Source organism: Streptomyces sp. NBC_01508 (assembly GCF_045040315.1).
Lineage (GTDB): Bacteria > Actinomycetota > Actinomycetes > Streptomycetales > Streptomycetaceae > Streptomyces.
Genome location: NZ_CP109419.1, coordinates 7,312,840 through 7,334,796 on the forward strand (window position 1 = coordinate 7,312,840; position 21,957 = coordinate 7,334,796).

Annotated in this window: 13 protein-coding genes and 3 pseudogenes; 9 read left to right on the forward strand and 7 right to left on the reverse strand. The window is 71.4% G+C overall.

What is annotated here, in order from left to right:
* Positions 1–63 precede the first annotated feature (63 nt).
* Positions 64–4,980 (forward strand): hypothetical protein, encoded by a 4,917-nt coding sequence (locus OG700_RS33780; RefSeq protein ID WP_405620287.1) that lies wholly within the window; start codon positions 64–66, stop codon positions 4,978–4,980.
* A 64-nt stretch (positions 4,981–5,044) separates the two neighbouring features.
* Here OG700_RS33780 and OG700_RS33785 read toward each other — a convergent pair whose 3' ends face one another.
* On the reverse strand, positions 5,045–5,596 hold the full coding sequence (locus OG700_RS33785; RefSeq protein WP_405620289.1) for a hypothetical protein: 552 nt from the start codon (positions 5,594–5,596) through the stop codon (positions 5,045–5,047).
* A gap of 468 nt (positions 5,597–6,064) precedes the next feature.
* Between OG700_RS33785 and OG700_RS33790 the strand changes: the two genes are divergently transcribed.
* The 4 genes from OG700_RS33790 to OG700_RS33805 are packed head-to-tail and all read left to right on the forward strand — an operon-like array spanning position 6,065 to position 10,382.
* On the forward strand, positions 6,065–8,944 hold the full coding sequence (locus OG700_RS33790; RefSeq protein WP_405620291.1) for a nitrate- and nitrite sensing domain-containing protein: 2,880 nt from the start codon (positions 6,065–6,067) through the stop codon (positions 8,942–8,944).
* On the forward strand, positions 8,941–9,387 hold the full coding sequence (locus tag OG700_RS33795) for a roadblock/LC7 domain-containing protein (protein WP_405620293.1): 447 nt from the start codon (positions 8,941–8,943) through the stop codon (positions 9,385–9,387). The genes OG700_RS33790 and OG700_RS33795 overlap by 4 nt, the downstream gene beginning before the upstream one ends.
* Positions 9,388–9,397: 10 nt before the next feature.
* The gene (locus tag OG700_RS33800) at positions 9,398–9,793 is read left to right on the forward strand and encodes a DUF742 domain-containing protein (protein WP_405620295.1); all 396 of its coding nucleotides are present in this window, start codon (positions 9,398–9,400) and stop codon (positions 9,791–9,793) included.
* Positions 9,774–10,382: a GTP-binding protein gene (locus OG700_RS33805; protein WP_405620297.1), complete on the forward strand. Its 609-nt coding sequence runs from the start codon at positions 9,774–9,776 to the stop codon at positions 10,380–10,382. The genes OG700_RS33800 and OG700_RS33805 overlap by 20 nt, the downstream gene beginning before the upstream one ends.
* A 173-nt stretch (positions 10,383–10,555) precedes the next feature.
* On the opposite strand, the gene OG700_RS33810 is transcribed toward OG700_RS33805, so the two are convergent.
* Both OG700_RS33810 and OG700_RS33815 read right to left on the reverse strand, forming a co-directional pair.
* Complete coding sequence (locus OG700_RS33810) at positions 10,556–10,912, reverse strand: Mpo1-like protein (protein ID WP_405620299.1); 357 nt, start codon at positions 10,910–10,912, stop codon at positions 10,556–10,558.
* A gap of 160 nt (positions 10,913–11,072) precedes the next feature.
* Entirely contained in the window at positions 11,073–11,915 is an 843-nt protein-coding gene (locus OG700_RS33815) for a M15 family metallopeptidase (protein WP_405620301.1), read from the reverse strand.
* Positions 11,916–11,975: 60 nt separating this feature from the next.
* Here OG700_RS33815 and OG700_RS33820 point away from each other — a divergent pair, with 60 nt between their 5' ends.
* A complete protein-coding gene (locus tag OG700_RS33820) occupies positions 11,976–12,530 on the forward strand; it encodes an NUDIX domain-containing protein (RefSeq protein WP_405620303.1) in 555 nt (184 codons plus the stop codon).
* Positions 12,531–12,567: 37 nt separating this feature from the next.
* Here the strand turns inward: OG700_RS33820 and OG700_RS33825 are convergent, their stop codons facing one another.
* Positions 12,568–14,964 (reverse strand): TIM-barrel domain-containing protein, encoded by a 2,397-nt coding sequence (locus OG700_RS33825; protein WP_405620305.1) that lies wholly within the window; start codon positions 14,962–14,964, stop codon positions 12,568–12,570.
* A 216-nt stretch (positions 14,965–15,180) separates the two neighbouring features.
* Here OG700_RS33825 and OG700_RS33830 point away from each other — a divergent pair, with 216 nt between their 5' ends.
* Positions 15,181–17,169 (forward strand): acetoacetate--CoA ligase, encoded by a 1,989-nt coding sequence (locus OG700_RS33830; RefSeq protein ID WP_405620307.1) that lies wholly within the window; start codon positions 15,181–15,183, stop codon positions 17,167–17,169.
* A gap of 24 nt (positions 17,170–17,193) precedes the next feature.
* Here the strand turns inward: OG700_RS33830 and OG700_RS33835 are convergent.
* The 3 pseudogenes from OG700_RS33835 to OG700_RS33845 all read right to left on the reverse strand — a co-directional run.
* Positions 17,194–18,126 (reverse strand): annotated as a pseudogene (locus tag OG700_RS33835) (IS701 family transposase); the annotation flags it as partial.
* Positions 18,127–18,365: 239 nt separating this feature from the next.
* A pseudogene (locus tag OG700_RS33840) lies at positions 18,366–19,811 on the reverse strand (ISAzo13 family transposase); the annotation flags it as partial.
* 52 nt (positions 19,812–19,863) lie between these two features.
* Positions 19,864–20,184 (reverse strand): annotated as a pseudogene (locus OG700_RS33845) (transposase); the annotation flags it as partial.
* Positions 20,185–20,394: 210 nt separating this feature from the next.
* On the opposite strand from OG700_RS33845, the gene OG700_RS33850 reads away from it, so the two are divergent.
* Both OG700_RS33850 and OG700_RS33855 read left to right on the forward strand, forming a co-directional pair.
* Complete coding sequence (locus tag OG700_RS33850) at positions 20,395–20,727, forward strand: type II toxin-antitoxin system PemK/MazF family toxin (RefSeq protein WP_405614621.1); 333 nt, start codon at positions 20,395–20,397, stop codon at positions 20,725–20,727.
* Positions 20,728–20,956: 229 nt separating this feature from the next.
* Positions 20,957–21,919 (forward strand): hypothetical protein, encoded by a 963-nt coding sequence (locus OG700_RS33855; protein ID WP_405620309.1) that lies wholly within the window; start codon positions 20,957–20,959, stop codon positions 21,917–21,919.
* The last annotated feature ends 38 nt before the right edge of the window (positions 21,920–21,957 follow it).

Genomic DNA, 21,957 nt, shown 5'->3' on the forward strand with positions numbered 1-21,957 from the left:
GCAGCCCCCGCCCCCACCCCGCCGGTCATCATCCGGCCCTGACCACGACGAGAGTCCGCCGCCATGTACGAGCTGTCCCGGGTCCGCCTCTACTCCATCGGGCCTGCCGGTGCGCGCTACGCCGACACCGTGCTCGACCTGCGCGGAGTCGGCGAGCCGGTGCCCCACCCCGCCCCCACCCAGGCGGAGTTCTTCGAGGACGAGCCGGTCGGCCCGCCGCGCCGCCCGGCCCCGGCCGGTGTGCTCTTCCTGGAGAACGGCGGCGGCAAGTCCGTCCTGCTCAAGCTGATCTTCTCGGTCATGCTGCCCGGCCACCGCAACACCCTCGGCGGCGCCAGCTCCGGCGTCCTGCGCAAGTTCCTGCTCGCCGACGACTGCGGCCACGTCGCCCTCGAATGGCAGCACACCCTCACCGGTGAGCTGGTCGTCGTCGGCAAGGCCAGCGAGTGGCGCGGCCGTCAGGTGTCCAACGACCCGCGCAAGTTCGCCGAGGCCTGGTACTCCTTCCGGCCGGGCCCCGGGCTGAGCCTCGACTCGCTGCCGGTCGCCGAGTCGACCGCCGTCCGCAGGCCGGTGGAGGGCGTCTCCGGCGCGAAGGGCCGGCGCCGCACCATGAAGGGGTTCCGGGACGCCATCACCGAGGCGGGCAAGGCGTATCCGCACCTGGACGTGCACTGGGAAGAGATCCACGACCGCTGGATCGAGCACCTCGGAGAGCTGGGCCTCGACCCCGAACTGTTCCGCTACCAGCGGGAGATGAACGCCGACGAGGGCGAGGCCGCCGGGCTCTTCGCGGTGAAGAAGGACTCCGACTTCACCGATCTGCTGCTGCGCGCCGTCACCGACACCCGCGACACGGACGGGCTCGCCGACCTCGTCGGCGGCTTCGGCAACAAGCTGGGCCGTCGCGCCGAGCTGACCGCCGAGCGGGACTTCACGGCGGGCTCCGTCGATCTGCTCGGCCGGATCGTCGACGCCGCCGACTCCCGCTCCCGCGCCCGCGACATCCATGCCGGTGCCGAGCGCCGCACCCGCACGCTCGCCCGTCGGCTCACGGCCCGCGCCGCCGTCGAACGCGACCGCGTGGGCGACCTCGCCCAACAGGTCACCGCCGCGGCCCACACCGTCACCGAGGCCGACCGGGCGCGCGGTCGCAGCGCGCTCATCGCCGCCGAACTGGCCTACCGGCATGCCTCCCTGGCCCTCACCGTCGCCGAGAAGGCCGCCGCGGCCCAGCGGCGTGAGCTGAGCGACGCCCGGACGCTCCACTCCGCCTGGCAGGCCGCCGAGAACGTCCTGCGGCACCGTGCCGCCGCCGACCGCTCGGCGCGCGTCGCCGTCGCGATCCGCGAGGCCGAGCGCGACGCGGCGCCCGCCCTGGCCGCCCGCGCCACCGCCGCCGCCGACCTCGTCCGCGCGCTGCACTCCGCCGCCGCCGACGGCGAGAGCCTGGCCAACGAGGAGGAGGAGCGCTCCGCCGCCCTCCAGGAGGTCGGCGAGGCCGCGCACCGCGACGCGACGGCGGCGGCCACCGAGGCGCAGCGCGCCCGCAGTGAGACCGGCCATCTGCGCCAGCGGCTGACCGAGGTCGAGCAGGAGACCGCCGAGGCGGTACGGGCCGGCTGGCTCGACGACACCGCCCCCGACGCCGACCCGGCACGCGCCGCGCTCGCGGCGAGCGACGCGGAGAAGTCCACGGTCGCCGCCTGGGACACGGCCAGGGAGGCCGCGCGTACGGCGGCGGACCGGGCCAGGGAAGCGGCGGCGGCCGAGTCCCGCGCCGAACTGTCCGAGGCCCGCGCCGTCGACGCCGCCCGCGCCGCCGAGCACGAGTACGAGGCGGAGCGCCGTACCGCCGAGTCGATCGCCGAGGAGGAACGCCTCACCGAACTCCTCGGCCTGCCCGGCGCACCACCACGAGCGGGCGTTCCAGGGCCGCGCAGCGCCGCCCAGGGTGGCGCGGAAGGCCCGCCCGGTCCCGCCGCGGGACCGGGCGCCGGCGCCTCCTCGGAAGCGGCCCCACAGGGCAGCGGCGGTACGGGCGGCACGAAGCGACCGGACGGGACCGGTACCACGGACGGGACCGGCACCGCGGTCGGGCAACTGTCCCGGACGGCCGGCGCGCCGGCCCACACGGGTCAAGGACCCCTCACCGCCGAGGAATTGGACAGGTACGCCGACGAACTGCGCGAACTCCTCGACCAGGGCGTCGCCGCCGCCGAGCGCCAGCTGTTCGACCTGCGTACGGCCGCCGCCGACGACTCCCGCATCCTCGGCGCGCTCGGCGACGGCGGACTGCTGCCGCCGGGCCCCGACGTACTGGCCACCGTCGAATATCTCGGCGAACACGGCATCCCGGCCCTCCCCGGCTGGCGCTATCTCGCCCAGGCCGTCGACCCAGCCGACCACGCCGCCGTCCTCGCCGCCCGGCCCGAGCTGGTCGACGGCGTCGTCATTACCGAACCCGCCTCGCACGCCCGCGCACGCGAAGTCCTCTCCGGCGCCGCCCTCCTGCCGCGCTCGACCGTCGCCGTCGGTACGGCGGCGGCGCTGCTCGCGCCGGTGCCGGGCCCCGGCCCGTACGGCGGCGAGGCCGGCGGCGAGGACACCGGCGTCTTCCTCGTCCCGCCCAACCCGGCCATGCACGACGAGCACGCGGCCGACGCCGAACGGCAGTCCCTGCGCACCAAGTCGACCGCACGCGACGAGGAGATCCGCACCCTGTCGGCCCGGCTCTCCGCCGACCGGGCCATCGCCGCGCGCCTCGGCTCCTGGCGGGCCACCTGCGCGCCCGGCAGACTCACCGAACTCGCCGAGACCGCGCGGACGGCCGACGACGTCGCGCGGACAGCCGGGGCCGAGCTCGCCGAGGCCCGTACGGTCCGGACGGAGGCGGACGAGGCCGCCGCCGACACCGCGCGGGCACGCGACGAACGCCAAGAGGCCGCCCAGCGCGCCCGCCGGGTCGCCGACGCACTCGCGGGCCTCGCCTTCCGGCTGCGTGAACGGGCCGGCTGGCAGGTCAAGCTCCGCGCGCTGGCCGACGACACGGCGGAGTCCGAAGCCCGCGCCACCGCCTGCCTGGACCGGGCCCGCGCCGCCGACGAGGACCGCCGCGCCGCCCAGCGCGCCGCCGACGACGCCCGCCGTACGGCCCGCGCGCTGCGGGCCGAACGCGCCGAGATCGCCGGCGCGCCCGAGAATCTGCCGGAGCCCGACAGAGACGCGCCGCGTACCGCTCTGCCCGCGCTGCGCGAGGCCTACCGCGCCGCCTCGCAGCTGTACGAGAAGGTCGGCGTCGGCGCCGACCTGCGCGCCGAACAGGCCCACGCCGAGAGCGACGAAGGCGCCGCCCTCGCCGAACTGGACCGGCTCAGCAACAAGGTCCGTACCCGCGCCGCCCAGCTCCTGGAGAGCACGGACGGCGCGGACGGGCCGTCCCGGCAGGCCGCGGCGGCCCGCGCCGAATCGCTCGTCCAGATGCTGGAGTCACGCGCCTCGGCCGCCAGCGAGCACCTGGGGCGGCTGCGCGGCGAGGCCGAGCGGCTCGCCCCCGCCGACGGCGGGACGCACACCGACCTGCCCGACAGCCAGGTCCCCACCGATGTGGAACAGGCCCAGACCCTGCTCCGTACCGCCACCGGCGAACTCGCCACCCGCACCGACGCGTTGGACACCGCCCGCGCCGCGCACGGCGAACTGCTGCACGCCCACCGCACCGCCGAGGACGCGACAGGCGGCTTCGACGAGACGGCGGCCCTCCTGAGCGATCTGCTCAGGGGCTCGGCCGACGAGGACACCGACCAGGCGCCTCAAGAGCCGGAGCCCTACCCGGGAACGATCGAAGAGGCCCGGAACGCCGCAGCCGAGGCCCGCCGTTCGCTGCGCGGCTGCGCCACGGACCTGTCCGCCGCCGAGGCAGCCGTCCGAGAGGCGAGCGACATTCTCGTACGGCACGCCAACGCCACCCGCTACGAGCAGGTACGCACCCCCGCCCGCCAGCAGATCCGCGAACTGCCGGCGGCGGCGCTGCCCGACCACGCCGCGAAGTGGGCCGGCGCCTTCGCGCCCCGGCTGCGCGTGCTCACCGACGAGTTGGAGCAGCTGGAACGCAACCGCGACTCCATCGTCGACCGGCTGCGGGGACTGGTGGAATCCGCGCTCACGACCCTGCGCTCGGCGCAGCGGCTGTCCCGGCTGCCCGAAGGGCTGGGGGAGTGGTCCGGCCAGGAATTCCTCCGGATCCGCTTCGAGGAACCCGACCAGGCGACCCTCACCGAACGGCTCGGCGAGGTCGTGGACGAGGCGACCCGCGCCGCCCTGAAGAAGAACTCCGACCTCCGCAGGGACGGCATGTCCCTGCTCCTGCGCGGCGTCCAGGCGGCCCTCCAGCCCAAGGGCATCGCCGTCGAGATCCTCAAGCCGGACGCCGTGCTGCGCGCCGAGCGGGTCCCGGTCGGGCAGATGGGCGACGTCTTCTCCGGCGGCCAGCTGCTCACCGCCGCGATCGCCCTCTACTGCACGATGGCCGCGCTGCGCAGCAACGACCGGGGCCGCGACAAGCACCGGCACGCCGGCACGCTCTTCCTCGACAATCCGATCGGCCGCGCCAACGCCACTTATCTGCTGGAGCTCCAGCGCGCCGTCTCCGACGCGCTGGGCGTCCAACTCCTCTACACGACCGGCCTCTTCGACACGACAGCACTGGCCGAATTCCCCCTGGTGATCCGGCTGCGCAACGACGCCGATCTGCGGGCGGGACTCAAATACATCAGCGTCGAGGAGCATCTGCGGCCGGGGCTTCCCCAACAGGACCCGGACGGCGAGACGGTGCACGGCGAGATCACGGCGACGCGCATGTTCAAACGCAGCCAGTCCGCGACGACGGCCGCGACCACGCCCACGGCGACGGCCACGCCCACGGCGACGGCCGCGAGCACCGCCACGGCGAGGACAGCCCCGTCACCGGACGAGGAGTAGGCACCGGCCGGACCCGCCCGGGTCCGGCCGGTCGTCGATCGCCGGACGGGCTCAGCACACGCGTTCAGGCTTCGGAGAGCCTGCCGGCGCCCCGGCGTCGTATCCGCGCGCCGTCACGCTCCGCCGTCCGCGCCGTACGCCTCGCCCTGCGGCGCTCCCGGCGCAACTGCCGTGCCGTGCTGCTCGGCACCGACACCACGCCATGGCGTTGGTTCCACACCTGACGCGTCACCCACACGTCCAGCACCCCCCATGTCGCGACCACCGTGCTGCCCACGCTGCTCAGCACCATGGGGAAGGCCAGCCACGAGCCCGCGAGCGTACAGAAGAACGCCACCATCGCCTGCGTCAGCGTCACCGACGCGATGATCACGGCGCGCACCGCCGCCGTCCGCACCGGGTCGGGCATCCGGCGCCGTATCGCCGGCTCCTCCACCCAGAGCCGTCGCGAGAGGCCCGTACCGCGCGGGGCCGGCAGCTCGACCTCGACCTCCGCGGGCGCCCGCGTCGTTGCCTTGTCGTTCTCGCGCCCCGCCGCGCGTGCCTGTGCCTTCTTGCCCGCCTTCGTAACCGCTTCCGCGTTCGACGCGTTCGACGTGTCCGACTTCGTGTTCATGGACCGCAACTCCCCACCACTGTCCGACATCAGGGTGACTGCCCGGCCCCGGCCGCTTCACGCGAACCATGGCACCGAATGTGTGGCGAACAGCGCCGCAACGCTCTCCGCCCGCCCTGTCCCTCGCCCCGAATTCCCCACCCTGAGCCGGTACTTCCGTACGTCAGTACCCATACACATAGACGAGCGACAGATCCGGAAGATTCCCGCACGCATACGGTTCCGGCCATCTGATCGATTGCGACAACTGACCTCCCGCCAGGTACTGTGCGCCACAGCGGCGAAAGTGGTATCAGTCGATACCGGGACAACTCGTGAACAACTCGCCTGGTTGGGGCCGAAATTCGCCCGGACGTGTCTTCGAGTTGCAGGTGTGGCAGTAGTAGGCTCGCGCCGTTTGTTGACGAGGTTGTCGATTCTGACGAAGACGCCTTCCACATCGGGTGGAAGGTCGAGCTGGGGGAGGCCATGCGCTTTCGCGGGAAGTCCATCCGCCGGAAGATCGTGGCGTTGCTCCTTGTGCCGCTCGTCTCCCTCACGGCTCTGTGGGCATTCGCCACCACACTCACCGGCCGCGAGGCCAACCAGCTCCTCGACGTCGCCTACATCATCGACAAGGTCGGCGACCCCGTGGAGAACACGGTCCGAGTGGTCCAGCGGGAACGCCGCCAGACCCTCATCTACCTCGCCGACCCCCGTGACTCCGACTCCCTCGCCGAACTGCGCCGACAGCGCGCGGCCACCGACCGCGCCGTCACGAAGATCAAGGCGAACGCCGAGAACCCCTCGGTCCGCGACGAGATGAGCGACACCACCTCCGCACGGCTGACCTCGCTCACCGACGCGCTCGACGGCCTCGGCGCGCTGCGCCGCTCCGTCGAGAAGAGCACCGTCACCCGCGGCCAGGCGCTCGACTTCTACAACAGACTCGTCGACCCCTGCCACAGCTTCCTCTCCACGCTGCACGCCTTGGAGGACGTGGACCTGGACAAGCAGGCCCGCGCGCTGGTCGGCGTCGACCGCGCCCAGGAGATGCTCTCCCGTGAGGACGCGCTGGTCGTCTCCTCGCTGATCACACGCCGTACGACATCGGACGAGATCCGCCTGGTCTCCGACCTGGTGGCCAACCGCACCCTGCTCTACGAGACCAACCTCGACGTCCTGCCCGCCTCCGAGCGTGAGATCTTCGAGCAGTACTGGGGCGGCCCCGGGACCCAGCCGCTCCGCGAGGCGGAGGAACAGCTCATCGCCGCCGGCCCGGGCAAGGACCTGGCGTCGCTGGACGCCACACGCTGGCAGGAGATGGCCGATCCGGTCCTCGAAGGCCTCGCCCGCGAGAGCGAGGCGGCCGACGAGCGCTACCAGGACCGGGTCGAACCGGCCGGGTTCAACGTCCTCGTACTGGCCGGAATCGCCGGCGTACTCGGCTTCCTCGCGCTGCTCGTCTCCCTGATCGTCTCCGTACGCGTCGGCCGCAGCCTCATCCGCGACCTCTCCGGCCTCCGTAAGGAGGCCCACGAGGTGTCCGGTGTCCGGCTGCCGAGCGTCATGCGCCGCCTCGCGGCGGGCGAGCAGGTCGACGTCGAGACGGAAGCCCCGCGACTGGACTACGAGCGCGACGAACTGGGCCAGGTCGGCCAGGCGCTCAACACACTCCAGCGCGCCGCCGTCGAAGCGGCCGTGAAACAGGCCGAGTTGCGGCACGGAGTCTCCGAGGTGTTCGTCAACCTCGCCCGCCGCAACCAGGTCCTGCTGCACCGCCAGCTCACGCTCCTGGACACCATGGAGCGCCGTACCGAGGACACCGACGAACTCGCCGACCTGTTCCGCCTCGACCATCTGACCACCCGCATGCGGCGCCACGCCGAGGGCCTGGTGATCCTCTCCGGAGCCGCGCCGTCCCGCCAGTGGCGCAAGCCGGTCCAGCTCATGGACGTCGTACGGGCCGCGGTCGCCGAGGTCGAGGACTACGAGCGCGTCGAGGTCCGCAGGCTGCCGCGGATCGGGGTCGGCGGTCCCGCCGTCGCGGACCTCACCCACCTCGTCGCCGAACTCCTCGAAAACGCCACGGTGTTCTCGCCCCCGCACACGGCGGTGCAGGTCCACGGCGAACGCGTCGCCAACGGCTTCACCCTGGAGATCCACGACCGCGGCCTGGGCATGAACTCCGACGACCTCCTCGACGCGAATCTGCGGCTCGCGGAGACGCCCGAGTTCGAGCTCTCCGACACCGACCGCCTCGGCCTCTTCGTCGTCAGCCGGCTCGCGCAGCGGCAGAACGTCCGGGTCTCGCTCCAGCCGTCTCCGTACGGAGGCACGACCGCGATCGTGTTCCTGCCGGCCGCCCTGCTCACCGAGGCGCCCGAGACACAGGGCTCCGGGTTCCGGCTGGACCGGCAGAACCTCCCGGCCGAGAACGGCCGTGGGCGCGCCGACGGCAGGCTGGCCTCGCTGTCGCAGGTTCCCACCGGGCTCAGTGGAAACCGCTCCGTGCTCGACGGCCCCATCGAGCTCGAACCGCCGCTCACCGGACGGGAATTCGAGGAACGGCCCACCCTCGGTGACTCCCTCGACTCCATCGACGCCGTCACCGAGCTCGGTGACCTCGGTAATCTCGGCAGCGCCGACCTGGAGGACACGGAGAGCGAGCGCGGCGGAATCTTCCGCGCCCGTGAACATCTGCGTGACACCGGCCGCGGCACCCGCGGACACGAGGCGCGCGAGGCGGGCCTGCCGCGCGCTCCGCGCGGCGCCGGTGCCGGAGACCTTCACGAGCAGCACCGCCAGACCGCCCACGAGGACGGACCGGGCCGTGACGGTCGCGAGGCGCGCGACGGTCGTGACGGGCGCGACGGTCGTGACGACGACTCGCTCGACTTCCCGGCGCAACTGCCCCGCCGCAGCCGCAAGACCCCGAAGCTGGTCGCCGACCACGGTAAGCGCCTGGACGAGCGGGGCGGCGCCCACCCGGCGTCCGAAACCTCACCGCCCGCGCCGTCGCCGTCGCCGACCGAGCCCTCGGACACACCGTCTTCGCCACCGTCGCCCGCCGATCCCGCTCACGATCCCGCCGCCCCGCTCGGCGGCCTTCCCCGGCGCGTCCGGCAGGCCAGCCTCGCGCCGCAGCTCAAGGACGCCGTACGCGAAGACGTCGAGGCGCCGCCGGCCGACGCGACGGAGCGGGACTACGAGCGGGACGCGGACGAAGTCCGCAACCGTATGGCCTCCCTTCAACGGGGCTGGCAGCGTGGCCGTCAACAGAACAGCGCCGAAGACACCGATGGCACCGATGGCATCAACGGCCCCGGCGACACCACAGGAACGACACCGGAGGGGGACGGTCGATGACCGCACCGAAAGCCGCAGCATCCGATTCCGCGCGCCGCGGATCCGTTCCTGGCGACCTCAACTGGCTTCTGGACGAGCTGGTGGAACGGGTCGGCAGCATACGTAAGGCGATCGTCCTCTCAGGGGACGGCCTCGCCACGGGCACGTCCAAGGAACTCACCCGCGAGGACGGCGAGCATCTCGCCGCCGTAGCCTCCGGCTTCCACAGCCTCGCCAAGGGCGTCGGACGCCACTTCGAGGCGGGCAAGGTCCGCCAGACCGTCGTCGAACTCGACGACGCCTTCCTCTTCGTGACGGCGGCGGGCGACGGCAGTTGCCTCGCCGTACTCTCCGACTCCGACTCCGACGTCGGGCAGGTGGCCTACGAGATGACGCTCATGGTCAAGCGCGTCGGCGTCCACCTCGGTGCCGCACCCCGCGCCGGACAGCCCACCGCAGGGTGAGTTGAATGTCATGAGCCAAACAGGCGAGGATCCCAAGCACTGGTTCGATGGCGACGCCGGACCGGTGGTGCGCCCGTACGCCATGACACGCGGCCGGACCAGCAGCGCGACCCGGCACCGGCTCGACCTGATCGCCATCGTCATCCCGGCGCCCGCCGCCGACGACCCGGCCGGTGACCGGACACTGTCTCCCGAGCATGTGGAGATAGTCGAACTCTGCAGAGCCAGCCCCCAGTCGATCGCGGAACTCGCCGCGGGCCTCGACCTCCCCGTAGGGGTGGTCAGAGTCTTCGTGGGAGACCTGGTCGAGAGCGAACTGGTGCACGTAACCCGTCCCGTTCCGCCGGCCGAACTGCCGGACGTGAACATTCTCCGCGAGGTGATCAATGGTCTTCGGGCGCTCTAGCCGTGGACAGCGGCCGATCGAGCCGGTGACGCTGAAGATCCTGGTGGCAGGCGGCTTCGGGGTGGGCAAGACCACCCTCGTCGGCGCGGTGAGCGAGATCAAACCGCTGCGCACCGAGGAGTTGCTGACCGAGGCGGGCCGGCCCGTGGACGACATCGCCGGCATCGAGGGCAAGACCACCACCACCGTCGCCATGGACTTCGGGCGCATCACACTCCGCGACGACCTCGTGCTCTACCTGTTCGGTACGCCGGGCCAGGACCGCTTCTGGTTCCTCTGGGACGAGTTGGCGCAGGGCGCGCTCGGCGCGGTCGTCGTGGCCGACACCCGGCGGCTGGAGGACTCCTTCGCGGCGGTCGACTACTTCGAGCGCCGGGACATCCCCTTCGCCGTGGCCGTCAACTGCTTCGAGGACGCGGCCCGTTTCCCCGCCGAGACGGTCCGCACGGCGCTCGATCTCGACCCGGAGGTGCCGCTGATGATGTGCGACGCGCGCCGCCGCGAGTCCGTCAAGGACGTCCTGGTCGCGGTCGTGGAGCACGCGATGGTCCGCGCCCGGCGACAGCGCGAGCCCGCGGTCACCACCTGACGGGCCGCCGGCCGAAGACACGCACGGAACACGGTCCGTACCCCCGCCGACAGGGGTACGGACCGTGAGTTCTCGGAGAGTTCACAGATGTACGGCTCCGACTACCGCCCGCCCCAGCCCTCCCGCGGGGCGCGGACACCACGTGTCCGTCGGTGAGTCATCGGTGTGGGGGCTCACCGGTTCTCGGCGAGCCACTTCGCCGCGATCTCGGCCAATTCCGCGTCCCGCCCCGCCAGCATCATCCGGATCATCCGCGCGTCGCCGCGCAGTGACCACGCGGGATGCCCGAAACTCGCGGGGTTGTTCTTCTCGATGAAGAAGTGCGCGGGCCAGGCCGTTCCGTAGCCGATCAACGGCAGCGCCGCCGCGTACCGCTTCCGGCCGCGCGCCAGCCCGTAGACGCTGACGGCGAGGCCGGTCAGCGTCCCCGTCAGATGCCCCCAGCGGGTCGCCGCGCGGGAGTGCATCGCCACGTAGTAGGGCCAGAATTCGTCGTACGACTCGTATGTCTGCGTGGTCTCCGTTGCCATACGGGCACCGTAACGGCTCCGCCAGGAACCCGAAACGGGCAGGAGGAGAACCAGAAACGGGCGCCACGCGTCCGAGAGTAGTGAGCGGTCGGCCGGAGCCCACGGGGGTGGTCCCGGCCGGCCGATCACCGGCCCATCACCTGCTGATGGTCTCGCGCCGTCAGTGACCGGCGACCGCGCGCCAGGACACCGGGAAGTCGAAGTAGGTGTCGGGGAAGACCTCCGGCTTGTGGGTGAAGTGCCACCACTCCTCCGGGAGGTTGGTGAAACCGACATCGGCCAGCGTGCTCTTCAGCAGCTGCCTGTTCGCCCGCTGCTCGCCCTGGACACGGGGGTCGTCGGTGTGCGACAGCGTGTCGAAGCAGTCGTAACCGGTCCCCATGTCGATGGAGTTGTCCCGGAACCGCTCACCCTGCGGTGCGTAGCAGGGCATCAGCCTCTCGCCCGGCACGTACGGCCGGGTCGGCCTGGCAGGGAGTTCGACGATCGTCAGGTCCACCGTGCTGCCGCGGCTGTGCCCGGACTTCTCGGCGATGTAGCCGTCGGCGAACAACCTCGACTTGTCGACCTGTGGGTAGAACTCCGGCTTCATCCTCTCGTCCTGAAGATCCTTCGCCCAGCGGACGAAGTGGTCGACCGCCCGCTGCGGGCGGTAGCAGTCGTACACCTTGAGCGAGTAGCCCTTCAGCAGCAGCTTCCACTGCGCCCGCGCGAGAGCCCGCGCGGCGGGGCGCGTGAGGATGCAGAGCGGCTGGTCGTAACCGTCGACCCGCTCGCCCATGAAGTTGTGCGGGGTGAGGTAGCGCATGTCGTGGATGATCGTCGGTGCCACGGTCGGCAGCGCCACGAACTCCTCGGGTGCGGTGGTTCCGGCCGTCCGGGAGCCCTTGCTCACCCCGGAGGTCCCGGTCGCGCCGGACGCCCCCGGGGCTGCGGCGGTCACGGCGAGCAGGGTGGCCGCGGTGGCGGCCAGCGTGCGGAGTGCGGAAGCGAGTCGTGTCATGGGCACACCGTCTATCAGTTCCACGGCCGGCGGGAAAGGGTGATCGGCTACAGTCCGCGAGTGGCCGACCCCAAGAACCACTTCGTGAAGAACTCGCACTGCGACAGCTGCGGCTCGCGCTACCCCGCCGGCGTCGGCTGGCCCCGCACCTGCCATGTCTGCGGCGCCACCGCCTACCGCAACCCCCGGCCGGTCGCGGTCACCCTGCTGCCCGTGACCGACGACGAAGGCACCGCGCTCGTCGTCATCACCCGCACCATCGAACCCCGGCGCGGCCACGTCGCCCTCCCCGGCGGCTTCGTCGACCACGCCGAGGACTGGCGGCACGCCGCCGTACGCGAGTTGCGGGAGGAGAGCGGCATCGAGGCCGCCGTGCGGGACGTCCGACTGGCCGACGCCATCAGCGCGCCGGACGGCCATCTGCTGCTCTTCGCGCTGCTGCCCGAACGCCCCGCCGCCGAACTGCCCGATTCGGTGCCCACCGACGAGACGACGGGCTGGCATCTGCTGCGGGCCCCGGCCGAGCTGGCGTTCCCGCTGCACACACAGGCGGTACGGTCCTGGTTCGCCGGCCGGTACGACACCGCCCCGGAACCTCCGGCACGCCGCGCCTGACCCTGCCCGGCCGCAGCCCCGCCCCGCCGGACAGGACCTAACCCCGTACCCGCACCGGCAGTTCCGGCGGCACCACCCCGTCGTCCGTCACCCGCTCGACCACCACTTCGTCGCCCACCAGCCGCGACGTGTACCGCTCCACCTCCGGACGCGCCCACCCGTCCCCGGCGTCCCGCACCACCAGCCCGCCACCCGTACGACCCCGCGCCGGAGGCCACACCTCCAGCTCGACACCCCCGAACGCCCCGCCGGCCTCCGCCCCGCCACCTGCCCCGCCGCCCGCCCGCCCCCGGACCGGGATCACCGCCCCCGCCCGCGCCAGCACCGGAATCCGGGAGGGCGGCGCGTCCAGCAGCACCTGACCGGGACCCTCGTACGCGGCCCCGGTCGCCGTGTCGTACCACCGCCCGCGCGGCAGCCGCACCGCGCGCCGGTCCGTACCGGCCTCCAGCACCGGTGCCACCAGCAGCGAGTCCCCGAGCAGAAACGCGTCCCCGCAGTCCCGCAGCGCCCGGTCCTCAGGCGCGCCCCACCACACCGGACGGGCGTACGGCGCACCCGTCAGCCGCGCCAACTGGGCCAGCGTCATGAAGTACGGCCCCAGCCGCTCCCGCTCCACGAGCGCCGCCCGCGCGTGCCCCAGCACCTCGACACCGAACTCCCACGGCTCCCTGCGGCCCGCGTCGATCGACGCGTGCGTACGGAACAGCGGCAGATACGCGCCCAGTTGGAACCAGCGCAGATACAGCTCCGGCGACGGACTCCCGGTGAAGCCACCCACGTCCGGACCCGAGTACGGCACCCCGCACAGCCCCAGCCCCAGCACGAGGGCGAGCGACGCGCGCAGCCCCGGCCAGCCGGTCTCCACATCGCCCGACCAGGTGCCGCCGTACCGCTGCATCCCCGCCCACCCGGACCGCGAGAACAGGAACGGCCGCTCGCCGGGCCGCAGCCGCCGCAGCCCCTCGTACCCGGCCATCGCCATCGTCAGCCCGTACACGTTGTGCGCCTCCCGGTGATCGCCACCACGCCCGTCGAGCGCGTGCCTGGCCGACCGCGGCAGCGTCATGTCCCCGAACGGCGCGAACGACACCGGCTCGTTCATGTCGTGCCAGACCCCCGAGAAACCCTGCGCCAGCCGCTCCTCGTACAGACCGCCCCACCACTCACGCACCGCCGGATCGGTGAAGTCCGGATAGACGCACTCGCCGGGCCAGACCTCGCCCCGTACGTCGTCACCCCGCGCGTCCCGCACGAACGCACCGGCCGCCGAGCCACTGTCGTACGTCTCGTTCCCCGGCTCCGCCTTCACCGCCGGATCGACGATCGAGACCAGCCGCACCCCCTCGGTCCGCAACTCCTCGGCCAGAGCGGGCAGATCGGGGAAGTTCCGCCGGTCGACGGTGAACACCTGATGCCGGTCGTAGTGATCGATGTCGAGATGCAGCGCGGACAGCGGCAGCCCCCGCTCGCGGTAGCCCGCCACGATCCGCCGTACCTCGTCCGCGCTGCCGAAACCCCACCGCGCGTGCTGCGGCCCCAGCGCCCACGAAGGCGGCAGCGCCGGCACACCGGTCAGCGACGTCCAGCCGTGCAGCACCCGCGCGGGCGCGCCGACCAGCACCCAGCAGCGCAGCGGACCACCGTCCATCCGCAACTCGGACGTGCCCGGCCGGTCATGACCGGAACCCGCGCCCTCCTCACCCTCCTTAAGGATGACGCGCCCGTCCCACGAGTTGTCGTAGAACGCGAGGTGCGTGCCCGCGTCCGCCACCACCAACTGCACCGGCATCGTGAGGTACAGCGGATCGTCGCCGGGACCGAAGCCGCCCCGCGGATCGGTGTTCCACAGCCGGTACACGCCGTCGCGCAGCCGCGGCCCCGACGCCCGCCCGCCGAGCCCGAAGAAGCGCGCGTCGGCGGCCACCTCGGTCCGCTGCGCCCACCGCGCGGGGCCGGCCCCGCCCCCGTCCACCGGCTCCCACCAGCGCGGCGGCAGCTCACGGCGCAGCACGACACCACCCGGCGTCGCCACCTCCACACCACCGTGCCGGGAGACCACCACCGTCACCCGCTCCGACACCACCCGCCAGCCGCCGTCCGTGTCGGGCTCCAGCACGGCCCGCGGATCCGGCTCGGGCGGATCGCCCGCCAGCGCGTACGACGGCGCGGGGCCGTCACCGTCCCAGCCCCAGAAGACGGCGCCGCCCACCGCCACCCACACCCGCAGCTCGGCCCGCGCGAACCGGACGATCCCCCCGCCCGCCAACGGCTCCGCACCGCTCACCGGTCCGGGCACCCTGGCCCGCTCCGCGCCACGCGCCGGCAGATCCCGCTCGTCCGCACGCCGCCGGCGCCAGGCCGACCGCACCGTCCGCAATCCCCGTACCGAACCGGCATTCTTCATCGAGCGCAGCAGCTCACGACCGTCCATGCCGCTCAGCCTGCCATTCGGCGGCGAGCGAACGGGCCGCGTTCAACTCCCGTTCACCCGGGGTGGGGCCACATGTCGCCGAGGCCGCTTCCGGGCACGTCAGCGGGACATCTGGTGCGAAAGACGATCACATGGCATCGTCCGTGGGAGCCGGGGCGCACCTCTCACGTGCGCGCCCCACGCACACACGCGTCGAGCCAGCCCGGGAGCCACCGCATGACCTCAGCAGCCAGCCCAGCGCCACTGTGGCAGCCGGACACCGACCGCATCGCGGCGGCGCACGTGACCAGGTTCCAGGCGTGGGCGGCCGAACGCCACGGCGCCCCCGCCGACGGCGGCTACGCGGCGCTGCACCGCTGGTCGGTCACGGAGCTGGAGACGTTCTGGGCGGCTGTCGCCGACTGGTTCGACGTACGGTTCTCCACCCCGTACGAACGCGTACTCGGCTCACGCGCCATGCCCGGCGCCGAGTGGTTCCCCGGCGCCACCCTCAACTACGCCGAGCACGCACTGCGCACCGCCGAGGACCCTGCGCGCGCCGACGAACCCGCGCTGCTGCACGTGGACGAGACGCACGGACCGACGCCGCTCAGCTGGGCGGAACTGCGCCGCCAGGTGGGCTCACTCGCCGCCGAACTGCGCGCCATCGGCGTACGCCCCGGCGATCGCGTCAGCGGCTACCTCCCCAACGTCCCGCAGGCCGTCGTCGCCTTCCTCTCCTGCGCCGCGGTCGGAGCCGTCTGGACCTCCTGCGCACCCGACTTCGGCGCCCGCAGCGTCCTCGACCGCTTCCAGCAGATCGAGCCCGTCGTCCTGTTCGCCGTCGACGGCTACCGCTACGGCGGCAAGGAACACGACCGCACCGGGACCGTCGCCGAACTCCGCGCCGAACTGCCCACCCTGCGCGCCGTCGTTCACATCCCGCTGCTCGGCACCCCGGCCCCCGAGGGCGCGCTCGACTGGTCCGCCCTCACCTCCGCCGACACCGAACCGGTCTACGAGCAGTTGCCGTTCGCGCACCCGCTCTGGGTCCTGTACTCCTCCGGCACCACCGGCCTCCCCAAAGCCATCGTCCAGTCGCAGGGCGGCATCCTCCTCGAACACTTCAAGCAGCTCGGCCTCCACTGCGACCTCGGCCCCGGCGACCGCTTCTTCTGGTACACCTCCACCGGCTGGATGATGTGGAACTTCCTCGTCTCCGGCCTGCTCACGGGCACGACGATCGTCCTGTACGACGGCAGCCCCGGCTACCCCGGCACCGGAGCCCAGTGGGCCATCGCCGAACAGACCGGAGCCACCCTGTTCGGCACCTCGGCCGCGTACGTGATGGCCTGCCGCAAGGCGGACGTACACCCCGCACGCGACCACGACCTCTCCAAGATCGCCTGCGTCGCCACCACCGGATCGCCCCTCCCGCCCGACGGCTTCCGCTGGCTCCACGACGAGGTCGCCGACGACCTGTGGATCGCCTCCGTCAGCGGCGGCACCGACGTGTGCACCTGCTTCGCCGGAGCCGTCCCCACCCTCCCGGTCCACATCGGCGAACTCCAGGCCGCCTGCCTCGGCACCGACCTCCAGGCATGGGACGCGCAGGGTGAACCCGTCATCGACGAGGTCGGCGAACTCGTCGTCACCAACCCCATGCCGTCGATGCCCGTCAGTTTCTGGAACGACCCGGACGGCAGCCGCTACCACGACAGCTACTTCGACATGTACCCCGGCGTCTGGCGTCACGGCGACTGGATTACCCTCACCGACCGAGGCTCGGTCGTCATCCACGGCCGCTCGGACTCGACCCTCAACCGCCAGGGCGTACGGATGGGCTCGGCCGACATCTACGAAGCCGTGGAACGCCTCCCCGAGATCCGCGAATCCCTGGTCATCGGCCTCGAAGAACCCGACGGCGGCTACTGGATGCCGCTCTTCGTCCATCTCGCCGAAGGCGCCGTACTCGACGACACCCTGCGCGCCCGGATCAAGACGACCATCCGCCGGGAACTCTCGCCACGCCATGTCCCGGACACGATCATCGAGGTCCCGGCGGTCCCCCACACGCTCACCGGCAAGCGGATCGAGGTCCCGGTGAAGCGCCTGCTCCAGGGCACGGAGCTGGCCAAGGCGGTCAACCCCGGATCCGTCGACAATCTCGAACTGCTCCACTTCTACGAGACCCTGGCACAGCAGCGCCGCGAGGCCCGCGGCTAGTACTCCAGCCGTAGATCGTGATCTTCATGTCTGATTCGCGGCTTGTCGGCGGTAATGGCTGGCCTGGGCTCGGGCCTGGTGGCGGCGGCGCCAGGCGGAACAGCGGAGCCGGTGGGCTGCATCGTGCACGGGCCGGACGATCAGCGTCGTGAACAGTCGCTGGATCTCGTTGCAGGTGAGCGGGATCAGCTCGTCCGGGGCGGGATGGCGTGCGTGTTCGTCGGCGCGGACGACGGCGAGGAAGGCGTGAGCGAGCATGGCGAGGGTGACCCAGCGAGACCAGGAGGTATAGCGGCGAACCTGGTGCTCGTCGAGTGCGGCCAGGCCCTTTCCGGATTGGAAGAACTCCTTCACCCGCCATCTTGATCCAGCGACTCTGACCAGCACGGCCAACGGCACGGACGCGGGCGAGTAGCAGCGGTAGTAGGCGAGTTCACCGGTGCTGCGGTTACGGCGGATCAGCAGCTGACGACTCCCGGGGCGGGGGTCGGCGAGGTCGATGACTGCCCAGTTGTAGAAGCGGTGCCCCTTGGCCCCGGCCCCTGCCGATAGCTTCTGCCAGGCCCGCTTGGGCACCTTCTTGGACAAGATGTCCGCACGGAACTTCCCCGCACCGGTGGTGACTTCGTGCGAGCAGGCCACCGCGAGGACGTAGCCGGTGCCGCGTTCCTCCAGTGCGGTTCGCAGCTTCGGGTTGCCGCCGTAGACCTCGTCCCCCGCCACCCAGGCAGCCTGATGGCCGGCGTCCAGGAACCGGGCGACCATACGAGTGGCCAGCTCCGGCTTGGTCGCGAAGACGGTGTCCTCGTCCAGGCCCGCAGCCCGGCAGCGGTCGGGGTCCAAGGTCCAGGAGCGCGGAACGTAGAGTTCCCGGTCCACGGCGGCGTGGCCGCGCTGACCTGCGTAGACCAGATAGACAGCGACTTGGGAGTTCTCAATCCTGCCGGGGGCCTGTGTCTGAATAACTGTCAGAGTTGATCTGCGCAGGTGTCGCCGTGTGACGGTAGGCGGGCTCGGAGTTGGGACAGGGTGCGGGCCGGGGTTCCGGGTAGCGGTGTGACCGCGATGCGGTGCAGGTCCAGAAGGCGGTGACCGTCTTGGAATTGGTTGGACAGGTTGGTGCGGGTGACGTTCAGGAGCTCGGCCAGAAGGGTGCTGGTGACGGCTCGGCGGCGCCGTAACAGGGCAGTCAGTAGGCGGTGGTAGTGGTCGAGGCTGCTGATCTGTGGGTGGAGGTAGCTGCGTGGGCGGTGGAAGCGTCGTTGGAATGCTGCCTCGGCCAAGGCGTCCCAGTACGGTTCCGAGACTGTGACCAGGAGGTCGAACGCGGATCGTGACATCCCGGTCAGGGCCGGGTCGCTGAGCATTGCCGTCAGGGCGGGATCGATCCGCTGTCGGCTCGGTGCCGGCTCGGGAAGCCGGGGTGCGACCGGTGCCAGAGTGTAGTTCCAGCCGCCGTGGAAGGCGTGGGGTGTGATCGGCAGCGCATGGAACTCGGCGGGTGGCACTTCGGTGCCCAGGTCATATCGGCCCGTGTCGAGTTCGGCGCCGATTCTGAGCCCGGCGCGGGTGGTCGTGGCGGCGATCGTCTCGATGACGGTCTTGTAGCTGGTCAGGGGCCTGCCACGCCAGTTCGCGGTGATGTGGCAGAACATCCGGTGTTCGATCTTGTTCCACTTCGATGTGCCGGGTGGGAAGTGGCAGACCGTGATCTCGAGCCCGCTTTCCAAGGCGAAGGCGGCGAGGTGCTTCTTCCATGTCCAGCGGCGGGGGTCGTTGGAACCACCGCAGTCGGCGGTGATCAGCAGCCGGGCGGCGTCCGGGTGGTCGTCCCGTCCACGTTGCCGCCACCAGCGGCGGATGGATTCCACCGCGAACTCGCCCGTGTCGTGGTCGGTCCCGACGTTGACCCAGCCAGTGTTGCGAGCGATGTCGTAGATTCCGTAGGGGATGACCACGGGCTGGTCACTGGTGATGAACGTGTGGCAGTCGACACGGATGGGGTTCTTGCCTGGCCGCCAGGTCCGTCCGGGTCGATCACGGCTACCGAGCCATTCCTTGGCCTTGGTGTCCACGCTGATCACTGGCTGGTCGCCCTCGAGGAACGCCGCGGCGGTGGCGTTGATGTGCGTGAACTGGGCATCACGGTCCGGATGACTGGCGCCTTCCGTGGTCTTGGCGGTGCCCTGCAGGCTGTATCCCAGAGAGTGCAGCAGGCGTCCGACGGTCGCCGCGCCGACCGGGTGGTCCTGCATGGTCAGCGCAGAGGCCAGCGAACGGAGTGAGAGCGTGGTCCAGCGCAACGGCGAGACCGGATCACCCCGGGTGTGCGGCTCGATCAGAGCTTCGAGCGCGGGCAGTAGACCGGGGTCGGTGACCGTCAGCGGTTTGCGGCCGGCTCCTGGAGCCCGGATCCGCCCGGATGGCAAAGGGTGCCCGGACAACTCGGCGATCCCGCGTGCGACGGTGGCCGCACTGGCACCAGAAGCGGCCGCCACCAACGCGATCCCGCCGTGGCCAAGCGCGGCAGCTTCGCTGGCCAGGTAGATCCGCCGGCGTCGCTCATCGAGATGAGGAAGGAACTGGTCGAACTTCGCCCTCAGAGCCACAACCGAAGCCTGAGCAGCCGCACACGCAGTCACGCCTCAGTGTCCCGCCAACACCCGTTCACCGAGCAGTAATTGAAATACAGGCCCCGGCGGTGCCGGTGTACTGGCGCTGCACCCCGACCGTGCTGGTGCCCTTCTTCACGTCCCCGGTCTCGTCGACCACCAGTACCGCCCGGTCGTCGTGCAGATGCTCCACCACGTACTCCCGTACGTCATCGCGTACCGCATCGGCATCCCACTTGGCCCGGCCCAACAGGTGCCGCATACCGTCCGGAGTGGTCTCGCCGGCCCACTCCGCGATTGTCCAGCAGTTCTTGCGTGGCAGGTCGGCCAATAGACCGAGCACCAACCGCGCCGCCCTGCGCCGGGGTTCGACCCGCGCGAAGCGCCCCGCGATCCGGCCCATCAGACCCTCGAACGCGTCCCGCCAACGGGCGGGTTCTATGCTGTGACCTGCGGCCACCGTCTCTTCGTCAGTCCACACAACTCACGATGATCAACGGTGGCCGCAGCCGTCTTATCGTCGGCCCTGACCAGCCAACATTACGATCTGTGCCTGGAGTAGGCGGCGGTCGAAGGGGCGACGCAGGCGCGCCGTCCCGTATCAGGAGGACATATGCGACGTGGCGAAGTCTGGTGGGCAGATTTCAACGAGCAGCGGGCAGTCGTACTGCTGTCGGGAGAAGAGACGTCCGGTTTCTTGGCGATGCAGGTCGTCGCTCCCGCGGGCACCGATCTCAGCGGCGTGGCCGTTGAGGTGGCAGTAGGTGCCCCCGAAGGACTGCCTCTCGAAGGCGTCCTGAGAGTCGCACTTCCACGTCCCGACTTCATCCCTTGCACTTGGCTGGTCACCCTGGCCAGGGAAGACCTGATCGGGCAGGCGGGCGTCCTGCCGTCCGCGAAGCTCAGCGAGATCGAGGATGCCCTTCGTCTCGGTGGACTCAAGTAGGCACAGAGGGATGGACGCCGCCGATGGCGCGGCCGGTCTCGTCGAGATGGTCAATGGTGGCCGCGCCATATCAGCGGCGCCCCCACTCACAAGATCACGATCTACGGCTGGAGTACTAGGGGCCTCTCGTTTGGATCTTGCCGGGCTCGCGGTTCCTGGCCCGAGACGCCATTGTCAGACCCCCCGACTACTCTGAGTGAGCAGTGATCGACAGTGCTCAGGGGGAGTCATGGCACACACCAACCGCAAACACCGCAGGACCATGGGACGGGCAGAACGGCCCGGCCGGACCGGCCCGGCAGGCACGTCGCGGCGCGCACGGAGCGAACTGCGCGCACTACGCCGCGAAGTGCCCCGCACCGTCGGCCTGCTCGCCGACGAGCAGGACTTCACCACCATGCGGCGCTACCGCACCTTCACCTTCGACGACCACCAGCGATATCTACGGCGCATCGACGGACTGCTCCGCTCCCTCGCCACCGAGGGAGCGCACACCTCGGTCGCGCTCTTCGACCCGCAGGAGTTCGCCGAGTACTGCGCGGAGACCGGAATCGACCCGGACGACGCCGTCAGCCGGGGCCGCTTCACGGCACGGATCGCGGCGACGGGCGGCGCCGCCGTGCCCTACACCGGACAGTCCGTGGAGCGACTCGTCCCGCAACTCATCAACACCGCCGTCCGCAGGGCCACATGGGAGTACGCCACGATGGTCCTCGCCGACCTCGGGGACTGCGCCGACTGCGGCGTGGACATCGGACGCGCCTCGTTCGACCGCGCCTCACGGCTCCTGACCCATCTGATCGAGCGGGTCGGACCGGGTACGCACCATCTCGTGTGCAGCATCCCGGCGCCGGACGAACAACTCCTCGCGGCCCTCCATGTGGACCGGCCCGACACCGGGCCCGCCCGGCTCGACGCGTCCGAGAGCGCGGAGTTCGTCACCGTCCTCGCCGCCGGCATCGCGCTCGACAGCCACGGAGGCGTCGTGCTCCGTACGACAGGACCCGGCACCCCGGACCGGCTCCACGGCTGGCGGCTCAGGGACAGCGGCCTCGTACCGCTCAGCGAGGGCCAGGTCTTCAGCGCCTACTGCACCGACGCCGACACGGGCGAGCCACTCTCCCCCGAGCCGGGGGTGGAGTATCGCGCGGGCTTCGACCTCGGCATCGAGGACGCGGACACCCACCGCTGAACGAGAGGAGCTTCCCGCCGGGGTACGGCGGGAAGCTC

What these genes read in the sequence shown, in the direction of transcription:
- OG700_RS33805 (WP_405620297.1), top strand. Translation starts at nt 9,774, where the DNA reads ATGGTCTTCGGGCGCTCTAGCCGTGGACAGCGGCCGATCGAGCCGGTG.
- OG700_RS33780 (WP_405620287.1), top strand. Translation starts at nt 64, where the DNA reads ATGTACGAGCTGTCCCGGGTCCGCCTCTACTCCATCGGGCCTGCCGGT.
- OG700_RS33785 (WP_405620289.1), bottom strand. Translation starts at nt 5,596, where the DNA reads ATGAACACGAAGTCGGACACGTCGAACGCGTCGAACGCGGAAGCGGTT.
- OG700_RS33850 (WP_405614621.1), top strand. Translation starts at nt 20,395, where the DNA reads ATGCGACGTGGCGAAGTCTGGTGGGCAGATTTCAACGAGCAGCGGGCA.
- OG700_RS33800 (WP_405620295.1), top strand. Translation starts at nt 9,398, where the DNA reads ATGAGCCAAACAGGCGAGGATCCCAAGCACTGGTTCGATGGCGACGCC.
- OG700_RS33790 (WP_405620291.1), top strand. Translation starts at nt 6,065, where the DNA reads ATGCGCTTTCGCGGGAAGTCCATCCGCCGGAAGATCGTGGCGTTGCTC.
- OG700_RS33825 (WP_405620305.1), bottom strand. Translation starts at nt 14,964, where the DNA reads ATGGACGGTCGTGAGCTGCTGCGCTCGATGAAGAATGCCGGTTCGGTA.
- OG700_RS33815 (WP_405620301.1), bottom strand. Translation starts at nt 11,915, where the DNA reads ATGACACGACTCGCTTCCGCACTCCGCACGCTGGCCGCCACCGCGGCC.
- OG700_RS33795 (WP_405620293.1), top strand. Translation starts at nt 8,941, where the DNA reads ATGACCGCACCGAAAGCCGCAGCATCCGATTCCGCGCGCCGCGGATCC.
- OG700_RS33830 (WP_405620307.1), top strand. Translation starts at nt 15,181, where the DNA reads ATGACCTCAGCAGCCAGCCCAGCGCCACTGTGGCAGCCGGACACCGAC.
- OG700_RS33855 (WP_405620309.1), top strand. Translation starts at nt 20,957, where the DNA reads ATGGCACACACCAACCGCAAACACCGCAGGACCATGGGACGGGCAGAA.
- OG700_RS33810 (WP_405620299.1), bottom strand. Translation starts at nt 10,912, where the DNA reads ATGGCAACGGAGACCACGCAGACATACGAGTCGTACGACGAATTCTGG.